The organism is Gracilimonas sp. B-17 (genome assembly GCF_056857935.1).
Genome location: NZ_JBSXOA010000012.1, coordinates 894519 through 907825, shown reverse-complemented (window position 1 = coordinate 907825; position 13307 = coordinate 894519). Strand labels below are relative to the sequence as shown.

Here is a 13307-nt window from a genome sequence, read left to right as displayed (position 1 = left end):
TAAATGAATAAACTTGCACAACAAACCGATAAGTTCAGGCGGCTTTTAGACGAAGTCGGCTCGGAGGTGAATGACCTTAAGACTGAGATTCGCGAGCTTAAACGTGATAATGCAAGACTTAAGGCAAAGCTTGAGGAAGAACACGAAAAACAAACCGATATCTTCTCGGCCATAACGGAAAGTGAACGCCTTGCCTTAAGACAGCATGTAAAAGGCCTGATATCCAAGATCGATCATCATCTGGGAGCTGACTCATGAAATCAATCAAAGTGACCATTATGGGTAAGCAATACCCACTTAAAGTGGAGGATCATGAGGAAGAAGCAATGCTGCGTATTTGCCGCTTTGTGGATGAAAGATTCAAGACTTACCGTGAGCAATTGGTCAAACAGCCGGAATCTACCGTGATGACCCTTGCGGCTCTCAGCATCGCAGAAGAACTCTTTGAAATGAGAAGTACCAACAGCGATCTGGAAGACAGCGAAGAAGTTCTGATGGAGCGTGTCAACCACAGCCTCGAGCGTTTACTCAAAGAGATAAAAGAAACTTAATTACGGACTAATTTTCAGGAGACTATTTTGGCTGATACCATCAGCATTTTTTTTGTAGGTGATATTGTTGGAGACGCAGGTCTTGAGATGACCAATACTTTTTTACCCAGCCTGATCACCAAGTATAACGCCGATTTTGTGATAGCCAATGCCGAGAACTCCCATGAGGGTTTTGGAACCAACCGAAAGATCATTAAGAACCTCCTGGAGTTGGGAGTTGATGTTGTTACCGGAGGAGATCACTCTTTCGATAAATGGAAAGTATTTGATTATATGAGAGAGCATGATCATATCCTCCGCCCTCTCAATTACCCCAAGGGTAATCCCGGTCTGGGTTTCAGCATCTTTCCGCTAAAAAGTAACGAATCCATTAAGGTAGGCGTGCTCAACATTCAGGGGCGCACTTTCATGAAAGCCATTGACGATCCCTTTTCCACGGCTGAATGGGCACTTGAAAAGATAAGGGAGGAAACTCATATCATATTCGTTGATTTCCACGCTGAAGCTACTGCCGAAAAAGTTTCAATGGGTTGGCACATCGATGGAAAAGCCTCAGTTCTTGCCGGGACCCATACGCATATACAAACCAATGATGCCCGGATACTGCCACAGGGACTTGGCTATATCACAGATGCAGGGATGACCGGCTCCTACAACTCGTGCCTTGGCATGGATAAGAAAGTAGCGATCAAACGATTCATGACCGGTGTCCATCAAAAGTATAAACAAGCCAAAGGGGATAATCAGCTCTCCGGTGTGTTAGCCAAAGTAGATGTTGAAACCGGAAAGTGTGTACATATTGAACCCGTGACCTATCCCGGGCTAAATAATTCTATTCAGGACTGATGGAAGAATCCAAGAAGATCGTTTTAAAGGCTCGAAACCTTCACAAAAGTTTTCCCGGTGGGCCGGATAAAGAAGCTCTTCACGTGCTTCAGGGCATGGACATTGATGTTGAGGAAGGAAGTATTACATCCATCATTGGTTCAAGTGGCAGTGGTAAAAGTACCCTGCTTCATATTTTAGGTGGCCTTGATACACCGGATTCCGGTGATGTATTCTGGAATGGCAAGAATATAACTGAACTTAAATCAGACGAGCTGGCTGAATTTCGAAACCGATACATCGGGTTTGTTTTCCAGTTTCATCATCTCCTTCCTGAATTTTCGGCACTTGAAAACATTGCCATGCCTGCATTGATCGCCGGCACATCCTCTTCAGAAGCCTACAAACGTGCGCAGGAACTTCTGGATCTGTTTGGCATCAAAGCCCGCGCTGATCACAGGCCGACCCAATTATCAGGAGGTGAACAGCAACGTGTTTCCATGGCCAGAGCCCTGATGAATAATCCGAAGGTGATCCTGGCGGATGAGCCCACAGGTAACCTCGATTCCGAAAATACAGACATCATTCTGGATCAGCTTTTTGAACTCAGAGATGCCATGGGCGTATCTGTTCTGCTCATAACCCATGAGAAAGAAATTGCAGGACGTTCAGACCGTATCCTACAGCTTAAAAAAGGCGTACTTGAGCCATTTTAATGTTTTGGTAAAAGCTCAAACTGTCCTATTTTTACACTCTTAATAAATCAAAGTAAGTTAATTTAAAAATCATGTCGAAAAGGCTTTCAAAAGAAGAATTAGAATCCGATCCGCTAATTGAGAATTACAATCGTGCGGCCAACTTTTATTTTGAGAACAGAGTTACGGTTCTCAGCACTGCCATTGCCCTCATTGTATTGATCGGTGGTATTGTTGGCTATAATTATTACTCAACCTCTCAGGAAAATCAGGCTCAGGAATTACTGGCCATTGCAGAAGATTACTACTCACAAGGTGATTACGAAAATGCGCTTTATGGCAATGAGTTTGAATTGACCTATGGCTTTGATCAAATTGCAGACGAATTTCCAAGAACCAATGCCGGTAATATTGCAGTATACTACGCTGCTGTATCCAGCTTTGAGTTGGGTGATGTTGAAAATGCCCTGAATTACATGGGATCTTTTGATGTACCTGATGGCATTATGGGAGTTGGACCACTTACCTTCCATGCGCGCCTGCTGATGGCCAACGAAAGCTATGAAGCGGCCGGGCAGAAATTCGTTGAGGCAGCCAACTGGAATGAGAATGAGGTTACCACTCCTTCTAGTCTGTTTGAAGCGGCTCAGGCCTATTATCGAGCCGGAAACACTGAAAAGGCCAATGAACTCGTGACAAAGATCATTGAAGAATATCCGCAGAGCAATCAGTTTGCTGAATCGCAAAAACTTAAAGGCATGATCGCAGCTAACTGACCCTTAGACCATAAATGATTTTAAAAAAGGCCTCGAAATGAGGCCTTTTTTTGTTTCAAGAGATTCCTGAATTACTCTGCCGAAAGCTCATCTACAATGGTATTGAACCGGCGATCAAAATCTTCATAGAATTCCCCGGTTGCCGGCCCCGTGAAATAACTGTGTACATATCGGGCATGTCCCTGTTTGTCAATGAAGACCAACGTAGGAAATGCCATGATCTCATCTATAAAACTAAACGCTTCGGCTGCCTTAGACTTGGAAAGCGGTCCTCCGAGAATTATATCATATGGAATATTCAATCGCTTTTTATAGGTCTCAATTCTATCCAATCCATACTGCACTGAATAATTGGCTTCATAATTAACTGCCAGAATTTCAACTTGATGTTCAGGGTGTTCTTTGATCCATTGGGTCAAATAACGGGTTTGGTCCTGACTGTTGGAGCACCATGTTCCCATAAGCTGTACGATCAGCACTTTCCCCTCATACTGCTCAGAACTAACTCTTTGCTCAGTTAAAGCAGCAAGCTTATCCAGATCCGGTTTGATCTTCCGATCACTCAGGTCTATAACTTCAAACGGATCCTGTAATTCGGCGTTATCATCCCGGGTTGCAACCCATGGCCTGGAATATCCATCATCCAGTATGAGCTCCCCACTCCAACTGTTTTTTGATCGATCATAGCTGCCCTGCAGTACAAACGAATGCACTCCATCAAAAACTGACATCACTATTTCATTGTTCTCTACTTTACCTTCAAAAAAGCGATAATCACTCACCTCAGTCATTAGGGTGCCAGTCACTCTGTTTCCAGTCTGTTCAAATAGTCCAACAGCAGGATACTCTCCCCTTCGGCCGGCATTAACGATCATATCCCAACGGTGGCCAACCTGTATAGGATCTTCTTCTTCCACTATCACATAACGCGGTTTTCCATATTCTGCCTTGAACGGATAACTTCTATTACTGTAGTGCTTGATAAGCGTGCCATTCATTTGCTCTTCACCCATAGCCATCTTGAGTGTGATATCGAAAGCAAACATCGGAATGATAAGGCTATCATTTTCAACTGTTGCCTCTAATGAAGCACGGTCTTTACCATTTATGAAGGTTAAAATCGGAACATGGGATTGATCCGGATATTCAAGCTCGAAACTAAATGGAACTTCAGTATTGCTGTATTCAATGATCCCTTTCCATGATCCTGATTTTGGTGTTTGAGAAAATAAAGGGGAAGCGGCAAACAGGATCAGCGATACAGTTAGCAGTAATGTTTTCATTGATGATTATTTTTCAATTTTTAGATCGAATTCAGGTAACTATGCAGATCTTCATCCGTCTCAATATTTAATTTCTTTCTTAGCCGAGAACGACTGATATACACGCTTGATGGTTTTATATTTAAAAGATCTGCGATCTCTTTAGAATCGAATCCAATTTTAATGTAAGCACAAAGTCTCAGGTCATACCTGGTCAGGTCAGAGAATTCTTTTCTTAAGGTCTCATAAAATTTCTGGTGAAGCTGGTCGATCTGAATTTCGAAGGTGTTATCATCAGAATTGATATGGGAATCAATGATCCGTTTCATCTCATTCAACCGTCTTTTCAGCGATTCAGGGTTTTCTTCTATACTTTCCAGTTTCTGATTCAGTGAGGAAAGGACCTTATTCTTTTCATCATTTTCTTTGGCTTTGGTTGCCAGTTCAATGGTCTTGGTTTTAAGTTGTTCCTTGACTTGTTCAATTTGAGCCTTTAGCCGGGCTTTTTCAGCTGTTTTGAGCCGCTGACGATATTTCTCTTCCTGCTTTTGAAGGGATGTTCTCTTATCGGTCAGTAAATATTTTTTCTGTTTTCTCAGGCTCAAGTCCTGCCAGTAATACACTATCCAGATCAATATTACAGTCAGTAACAAATATATCACGTAGGCATACCATGATAAGAACCATGGCGCAGCGATCTTAAAACCCGCTGAGTTTTCAGCAACTATCGTATCATTTATTAGGGCTCTTACTGTAATTCTGTGATCGCCATGAGCCAATCCTACCAGGTTGATATGGCTTTCACCATTCATGTCTATCCATGGGCCTGCCCCATCCATCCTATACCGGTAACTGATGTTCTGTACATTAGGTACCAGTGCATTCACTCTCACATTATTTAATTTATACGGGATCTCTGCTCCAAAATGAGATCTAATGCTTTCATTACGATTAAATGCCTCTAAACCCCTGAAAACTAACTGAAATTCCTCCGGAACACTTTCTTTGCTCAGGTTGTGATGTCTTAGGGCAAACCCATTGTAGATCGGGTAAAATTCGTAATCTGATGTGAGGGATTGAGGGTGGGCATTATCCCTCATCAGGTTTTCCAAACCGTGACCGAAATTGTATTCAATTGGTTCATTAAATGAATTAGTTGCAGAGTTAAATACATATTTATTATTCCCTGTAATGACCTGAACACCTTCATTATTATTAACAAGCATATGGTCATTTCCCTGAAACTCGTCCGTAAGGTAAATACTCCGTTCCTCCGGTTCCAGTTCATCCCCCAGAGTTGCCTTAATTATTCCATACGTAGGTATATTGACCCATATTGTATTCTCCCCCTCTACTATGATCTGATTGCAGGATCCGACAATTAGGCTCATTTTTTTCCAGAACACCCATTGCCCTTCCGACCTTTGATATATCGAAATACCATTGTAGGTGCCAACCAGCATATAATCTTTATAACGCTCTATGGTCCAGATCCCACGCTGATCTCCAATTCTGTTTAGTCTTCCATTCTCGAGTGTAAATAAACCCCTGTCATGGCCTACCCAAATTGAGCCATCAATGATATTCAGGCTCCATACCTGTCCCTCAGATCCCTGGATCAAACGAAAATTGTTAAAACCCTCATGTGAATCGTCCAGTTCTTCCCAGGCTGTGGTATATAATCCTTGATTCGTCCCCAGATAAAATACATCGTCTCTTAAAACAGCGGTATAACCGGTACCAAAATCACCATGGTAATCATAAAAGAAAGTGAACTCATGATCGAGATCCAGGTAAGAGATCCCATAGTCCATGCCCATCCATAACGTTCCCCTGAAGTTATAATGGATACTGAGTACGGTGTTATTTTGAAGGCCTTTGTTTTTATTTACATGGTGGGTGATATTACCTTCGCTATCACTTATAAGTACCCCCTGCAAAATGGTCCCAAAAGCCAGACTAGAATCACCAATTGGCTCAAAACTGAATACATTTGCTTCTCTGAGGGTACGTGACAGATCGGTGTTCAAAGGTCTCACTTCTCCCTGAGCATATCGATATAGTCCGGAATTTTGAGAAACAAGGATCAAACCGGATTGATCTTCATATAAACCAACTATTTCAGGAACAGGATCGAAATTAAGGTCAGAAACCTTTTTTGGAGACAGGTTTTGCAATACAAAAAGCCCGTTCATCTCATCCACAAAATAAAGCGTACCATTCAGGTCAAAGCTATTTTGTATCTCATGGGGAGCCGGTATTTTAGTCAGGTTTTCATCATTATAAACATAGATATTGCTGGCTGACACAAAAAACACATTATTACCAATGGAATGCACATTCCAGAATTCCTCACTGATCTGGTTTAGGTCTTCCCTGAATGGATACAGAGATGTATATTCGAATTCCTGATACTTATTTCTTTTCCAAACCCCAAAATCCAGATCAGAGCCGGTATAGATCAATGAATCGTTTGAGACTTCAACAGAGCGGGTGATGCCTTTACTCCCTTCAAAGCTTTTCCAATGCCTTCCATCATATTCTAACAACCCTCCATTGGATGCCATATAAACCAAGCCATTTGTTGCTGTACCAATATCCCAGACTTTACCATTGTGTTCATAATCTGTTGGTGAGTAATTCTTTAAATATGGAACTCCTTTTTCCGGCAGTTCCTGTACAGTAGGATTCTGAATAAAGGTTAAAGCAAAGAATATGTAGGTCAGGATAAAGTGCAAGAACGTATCAGGTTTTCCGGTTTTAAGATCAGCCGTATTATTAATTATCCAAATTCTGTTGGCTTTCAGTTAACAAATATCTGCAATGTTTATTTTCAGCACTGCATTCCAATTGGTTCTGCTCATTGGGCAATAGTGTCGGTTCTGAATGTAAGCTATGGAATCTTGAAATGCATATTCATTAAACAAAAAAAGCCGGCCCCACTTAAGGAACCGGCTTAGTTCGATCTAAAATAACGATCACATGCTTACTTGATCAGCATCATCTTCTTGACTTGTACAGAGTTACCGGTCGTTAGTCGGTATGTATAAAGTCCGGATGCCAGGTTAGAAGCATCAAAGGTCACATCATATGAACCTGTGCTTTGGAAAGCATCTACCAATGTTGCCACTCGTTGACCCGCAACATTAAATACTTCCAAAGTCACTTCAGCATTGGCCGGAAGTGTGTAAGAAATATTGGTTGTTGGGTTGAATGGATTCGGATAGTTTTGCTCTAATGTAAAGTTATTAGGTAATTCATCCGTGCCATCTATACTAGTGGCAACACCTGAATAAAAATAGATGTTATCAATGAAAAGTGTTGGTGAGTCACCGGCACCTGCATCATCGATCTTTAGCTGAACAACATCAGACAGATCGACTACATTGCTCCATTCTGTTAACGGTATATCATAGGTTACCCATTCATTTTGTACTACAGGTAATGAGTAAGCTGTTTCAACGGTACTTCCTGCAGGACCACTTATCAATGAGAGATTGATAGAAGTTGCATCACCTGTCCAAACATCAATATGCATATTATCCACATTTGTCAGATCAAGCGGGCTTGCAAACTCTGTTCCCTGGTAATTGAGGTTAGCATACTTGAGGGTTGCATTACCTTCAATCTGTTCAGTTGTTACGACTGTGGCTTGACTCCAGTCAGGGTTAAAATTAGTTCCTGAGATATCAGTGTATGCTTCACTGAAAACAGAGATCAATTCTCCAGTTCTTTCAGGAGGTGTTGGAGCTGCTGTAGTAGGAGCTGTATCTCCTCCTCCACCAGTAGATTCGCCTTTATACAAGTAAATATTATCTACATAAACTTCTCCAAGATTCGATGTTAACAAAAATTGTGCAAAAGCACTCATATCTGCATTAGTAACAACTGTAAAATCAGATATAGGTACATCAACAGAAACCCATTGTCCGGTTGCGGTTTCAGGCACTGGGTTAGTAAGGTCAAATGCATTGGTTTCACCAGCACCGCCAAGATGGTTAGACCATTTCGGATTTAATACTTTACCAACCAGATCTATTTCTGAAGTCCAATAGTCCATATGGAAATGGGTCATTTCAGATGCATCAAAAGGATTCGTAGCAAAATCAACACCTAAGAAGTTGGTGAAGGTAATTCTTTTAGTATCGTTTCCTTCAATTACCACATCCTCAATACTAGAATCATCCCAAGTAGCTGACCATGTGTCGACAGTAATATTAGTGTATGCGTTACTGAACAAAGAGATCACATCTGCGGCATTTCTTGCTGGAGGTGTTGGTGCTGCCGTACTTGGCGGTGTACCAGTTGGAGCAGCACTTATAGTCCCTTTGACGCCTGTAATATTATCGAAGTAAAAAGTCCCATCTATTATTGGGTCATTCCAGGCTGTACCGTCTGAGCTTCTGTTAGGGAAGAATACAACTTTGTTATAGACCCCATTAGCTGTAGCTGTTCCATCATCACCTGTATTTAAAGTAAATGTTAGAGTTTCCCATCCACTTCCGGTATGATTCTGAGTATTAGCTGCAAATGGTGCAGCAGTTGCAGTTCCAGTAGTTTCAACCTTTAACATTGGAGAGAAGGCAACATCAGACCATACATCTACACTAACTGTAAGATCTGAGGTTAAATCCAGCGAGCTGTCATCAGTAAGAATAACTTCTGCACCTTGCCAGGGATTACCAGCTGGTGAAGTGACTAATTCGAAAACCAATCCATTTCCTGCTGTTGTTGGATCAGTGATTATTGTAGCTGATGTTAAACCTTCGAAACCTGCAACCGTAGGAGAAGATTCAAAATCCTGGACAACTACTTGTTGTGCAAAGCCAACAAATGATATTGCCATTAAAAGCGTCGTTAATATTGTAGTTTTCATGATTTTATAATTAAAGAGTTGATGAGTTGTAGCGTTTTCTCGATAGTATGAGCTTATTATTTGTGTTGTTTGGAAATATTATTGATTTGTTAAGGTAAGTCTTCATTTGTAGTCTCTCTATCTAAACAGTTGCCTTGCAGCCAGTTTAGGCGTTCTGTCGATATTAAATAACCCCCAGTGCTTCTCAGGTTCGAGTGGTTCGGGTGCCCCCTTCCAATATTCATCAAAAGCCTCAAAGAAAAAAGTTAGAATATTATCGTTGGAAACCCATTCTAACAGATTCTCAATGTAGATCTTTTGCAATTCTTCATTGACCAATGCCGGTTCAATTCCTTTGCCGTTTGAACGGGTGGTCCACCCAGCCTCTGTAATGACAACCGGTTTATCAGGATATTTATCAGCTACAGAATGGTAGTTTTCCTGGGTATATGACAATCCTTCATGAATGGGTTTATATTCCCAAACCGGGTAGCTGTGAATGGATATAAAATCCACGGCCCCAGCCACTTCTTCCAGTTTACCCAGCCATGGAGCGTAATTCTCGCAAAAAGTGACCGGCTGCCCGGCCCCTTCCTTCACCTGATTTACATACTGAAGTACCTTTTGTTCTGGCACATAATGATCGGTCCAGTCTACACAGGCTTCATTCCCTACTGACAAAGAAAAAATGATATCCGAATAACGGTTTCCAAATTCGATCAAACGATCGATCTTTTGCTGATTTTGAATCCGGTTTTTCTCGAGCTGTGGCGGAGTATAAACCCCTCCCTGCCATGGGCAATTGAAATTATTCTCTTCAGCCACAATATAGGCCCCGAGCATGATCTTAAGGTCGAACCCTTCATTCTGAATGACATCTATGACCGTTTGTGCATGCGCATCACAGTCAAATAACCTCAGGTACTTCCAGTGATCCTTCAGTAAGGTAAGGTCTTCCTTAACTTCTGAATAGGTTGGAAAATCACCTCCGGGCTGCTGACCATCTCTGTAGCCTGAATAGCATATAGCGTTTCCAGGCAAAATGCCTATGTCTTTGAATGTATTCATGCTAATATTTTAACTTTCCTTTATGGTCCCAGATGCCCCAATAGGCCCCTACTTCCCCCTCACTGCTCTTCTTCCACGACTCATCAAATGATGAAAAATAGAACACATTCACATCCTCATCCTGAGCCCAGAGATTGGTATTTATGAAATATTTAAGGGCATTTTCTTCTGACGGAACCGCTCCACCCAGGGTTTCACCCTTACTTGGCCATCCGGTTTCAGAAATTATAACTTGTTTGTTCTGAGCTACATTCTTAGTCTGATGGTACATTTGACGCATATGCTGGAATGAATGTTCAAAACTTGTCCCTTCCCAGTATGGATAACAATTACATAGGATCACATCACTGTTTTCGACCAACGCCGGACGCTGACTGAATTCATAGTAGGCATCCACATATCCCACAGGTACCTCACCTATCTCAGCTTTAACTCTTTGCATATATCTAAGGAGTTCTTCCTCAGTAAGGTCTTCCCGATACAATACCTCATTTCCGACGGCCGCAATATCTACATAGCCATCTTTTGCCAGTTTGATGAGGTTATCAATCTCTTCTTCATTTTTTTCTTTATCATTTCCCAGCCAGGCACCAACCATGGTTTTTAAACCAAATTCCTTGGCAACCATCGGTATATTTTCGTTTCCTTCCGTACATGAAAATGACCGCACCCATTCGGTATGGGGGGCTATAATTTCCATTCTTTTGCGAATTTGTACCTCCGGGATCACATCACCGGGAGCCTGTCCTTCTTCATACAAACTAAAGCAAAGTCCGTGAACACCATCATTCAATACCTCTCTGAATAAATGCTTGAGATCAACATCAGGTTCATTCTCAATGTAGCTCAATGCGGCTACATCACTTGATCTTTTATAGGTTAGATATTTTTCTTCTCTGAAAGACATTTTAGTTTACTTTAAGCTGTTCATTTTTATTCCAAAGTCCCCATCTGGCACCCACATCACCTTCATGTCGGGCTTTCCAGGATTCATCAAATGAAGAGAAGTAGAAGACTTCAATCTCCTCCTGCTCACTCCATTTCTTTAAGCGGACAAAATACTTCATCATATTCTCGATGGAAGGTTCAGCCTGATCAACACTTTTCCCATATGTTGGCCAACCTGTTTCTGCGATAATGACCTTTTTATTACCGGCTACCTCCTTAATTACTTCATACATCTTGGTCAAATACACCGATGAATGGTCAGCGTCATAGCCTTCCCAAAATGGGTAACAATTGGCTAGCACAATATCACAGGCGTCGATCACTTTCGGGCTCTGATGGAGCTGATAATAAGTATCTACGTAGCTTACCATCACACCGGGCAAAGCCTCTTTAACCTGGTTTATATATGCTATGATCTTATCTTCACTCAGTTCTTCCCTCAATAAGCATTCATTACCTACTGAAACAATATCTGCATGTCCCGCTTTAGCTACTTTAATTAAATTCTGTATCTCTACTTCGTTCGCTTCCAGGTTATTATCGATCCAGGCTCCAACTAAGGTGCTCAATCCCATTTCTTTGGCTACTTCAGGGATCAATTCATTACCATCAGTACATGAGAATGAGCGCACCCATTTGGTATGAGGGGCCACTACTTTCATTCTCTTCTCAATCTGTTCTCTTGATAGCTGGTCACTAAGATTTTGGCCTTCCAGGTAAGGGCTAAAACAAAATCCATGTATGCCACTGTTCAAAGACTCTTTGAATGCTCTTCTCAATTTATTCAAACTGAGGTTATTGATCTCAGCATCAATGGCCGTAATTTCGGGATCCACTGAAGTCATTGAAAGTAACCGGTCTTTCTGATAAGAGTATGGGACAGCAACAGCTTCTTTTTCTGCTTTACGGGCATCTAAAATTTCCCGAACCTCGTCTGCTTTTTCTTCAGTAACATCATAATCACGCATTACCCAAAGTGCGACCAATGTTCCGGCCATTGGTAATACAGAGAAGAATACTCTTAAACCTGTGATCGCTCCTTCAGGCTGAACTTCCAGATTACCATCAAAACCAACTACGGTTAATATTACTCCACTTAAGCCCCCGGCGATCGCAAAGCCGAATTTGACCATATACCAGTAGATCGCTCCAAATATTCCTTCTCGCCTTTTACCGTACTTAAGTTCGTCCAGATCTATAACGTCAGCTGTCATGGACATCATCAAAACGAATAAACTACCGATCCCAAAAGAGTGGAACGGTAAGGCCAGCAAGAACATCCATGGTTCTCCGGGAACAAACAAGAACCACAAACTGGCATACCCAAATAACGCGATCGTTTGAGCGATCATGAAGGCATTTTTCTTACCAAGTTTTCTGGACATTCGGGCTACAATTGGAATAACCAAAAAAGTGGTGACCAATGCTCCGGCACTCCCAAATAGCGGGGTCCAAATACCCGCTTCACCCGCGTCTCCACCAAATAAGTACCAGACAATGATGAAGAAGGAAAATCCTGCAACCGTATTAAAAGCGTTAAAGATAAAGAAGGTTGATATACAGAGCTTTCTAAAAGGGACCGATGAAAATGCCTCCTTGAAACCTCGGAATATCTCTTTCAGGCTCCGGCCAATGTTATGCAGTGTGAGTGGTTCATAATCCTCATTTACCGTGGATTTACTGGGGATAAATAGACCGGGGATCATAGCACAAAAGGCAAAAATTATCCCCACCCAGATGGCAAGCTCACGTGTAGCTACTTCAGCCGTAGGAAACCATTCAGGGTCATACATGATCACCCAGAACCAGGGGGCAATGACCCATGCCCATTGACCGATCCACTGAGCAATGGCCATGATCTCGGTTCTCTCGTGGAAATAGTCACTCATTTCATATCCGATCGCCACATAAGGCACGCTGAATATGGTTAAGCCAATATAGAAGGCAAAGGACCAGAATAAGAAGTAGCCAAAATTATAATTGACTGTGTTTTCAGCATAGAGTTGCCACATGATGGTGAACGCGATGCCCATGATCACCGCACCCGTGATCACATATTGCCTTCTTCGTCCCCACCTTGAGCGTGTATTGTCGGATATGAACCCCATTATGGGATCGGTGACGGCATCAAGAACCCTTGGCAGAAAATAGACAATACCCCACATCCAACCCGGAAACCCAAGATTCTGAACGAGAACCACCATAAATATTCCCAATGTTGCAGGAAACATCTGATTGGCGAGCATACCCATCCCAAATGCTATCTTGTGGCGATAGGGTACCATCTTTTTTTCTGCATTAGCCTGTGACATCTTTTACCTATTTAA

General features: G+C 42.0%; 11 protein-coding genes. 5 read left to right on the top strand and 6 right to left on the bottom strand.

Annotated elements, in window-relative coordinates:
* The first annotated feature begins 3 nt into the window (after window positions 1–3).
* The 5 genes from AC13FX_RS12300 (at window position 4) to AC13FX_RS12280 (ending at window position 2847) form a co-directional block, all read left to right on the top strand.
* Entirely contained in the window at window positions 4–258 is a 255-nt protein-coding gene (locus tag AC13FX_RS12300; RefSeq protein WP_482881022.1) for a hypothetical protein, read from the top strand.
* The gene (locus tag AC13FX_RS12295; RefSeq protein WP_482881021.1) at window positions 255–551 is read left to right on the top strand and encodes a cell division protein ZapA; all 297 of its coding nucleotides are present in this window, start codon (window positions 255–257) and stop codon (window positions 549–551) included. Before AC13FX_RS12300 ends, AC13FX_RS12295 begins: the two co-directional genes overlap by 4 nt.
* A gap of 27 nt (window positions 552–578) precedes the next feature.
* A complete protein-coding gene (locus AC13FX_RS12290) occupies window positions 579–1397 on the top strand; it encodes a TIGR00282 family metallophosphoesterase (protein WP_482881020.1) in 819 nt (272 codons plus the stop codon).
* The gene (locus tag AC13FX_RS12285; protein ID WP_482881019.1) at window positions 1397–2092 is read left to right on the top strand and encodes an ABC transporter ATP-binding protein; all 696 of its coding nucleotides are present in this window, start codon (window positions 1397–1399) and stop codon (window positions 2090–2092) included. Before AC13FX_RS12290 ends, AC13FX_RS12285 begins: the two co-directional genes overlap by 1 nt.
* Window positions 2093–2163: 71 nt before the next feature.
* Window positions 2164–2847 (top strand): tetratricopeptide repeat protein, encoded by a 684-nt coding sequence (locus tag AC13FX_RS12280; RefSeq protein ID WP_482881018.1) that lies wholly within the window; start codon window positions 2164–2166, stop codon window positions 2845–2847.
* A gap of 71 nt (window positions 2848–2918) precedes the next feature.
* On the opposite strand, the gene AC13FX_RS12275 is transcribed toward AC13FX_RS12280, so the two are convergent.
* The 6 genes from AC13FX_RS12275 to AC13FX_RS12250 all read right to left on the bottom strand — a co-directional run bounded on the left by AC13FX_RS12275 (window position 2919) and on the right by AC13FX_RS12250 (window position 13292).
* Window positions 2919–4130, bottom strand: a complete 1212-nt coding sequence (locus AC13FX_RS12275; RefSeq protein WP_482881017.1) for a TlpA family protein disulfide reductase — start codon at window positions 4128–4130, stop codon at window positions 2919–2921.
* Between the two features lie 20 nt (window positions 4131–4150).
* Window positions 4151–6847, bottom strand: coding sequence for a LuxR C-terminal-related transcriptional regulator (locus AC13FX_RS12270; protein WP_482881016.1), 2697 nt, complete (start codon window positions 6845–6847; stop codon window positions 4151–4153).
* Between the two features lie 248 nt (window positions 6848–7095).
* The gene (locus AC13FX_RS12265) at window positions 7096–8985 is read right to left on the bottom strand and encodes a T9SS type A sorting domain-containing protein (protein ID WP_482881014.1); all 1890 of its coding nucleotides are present in this window, start codon (window positions 8983–8985) and stop codon (window positions 7096–7098) included.
* A 117-nt stretch (window positions 8986–9102) separates the two neighbouring features.
* Window positions 9103–10032 carry a glycoside hydrolase family 17 protein gene (locus AC13FX_RS12260; protein ID WP_482881013.1) on the bottom strand — a complete coding sequence of 310 codons (930 nt, stop codon included), beginning with the start codon at window positions 10030–10032 and terminating at the stop codon, window positions 9103–9105.
* Window position 10033: 1 nt separating this feature from the next.
* Window positions 10034–10939, bottom strand: coding sequence for a glycoside hydrolase family 17 protein (locus AC13FX_RS12255; RefSeq protein ID WP_482881010.1), 906 nt, complete (start codon window positions 10937–10939; stop codon window positions 10034–10036).
* Between the two features lies 1 nt (window position 10940).
* Window positions 10941–13292, bottom strand: coding sequence for an MFS transporter (locus tag AC13FX_RS12250; RefSeq protein ID WP_482881009.1), 2352 nt, complete (start codon window positions 13290–13292; stop codon window positions 10941–10943).
* Window positions 13293–13307 lie beyond the last annotated feature (15 nt).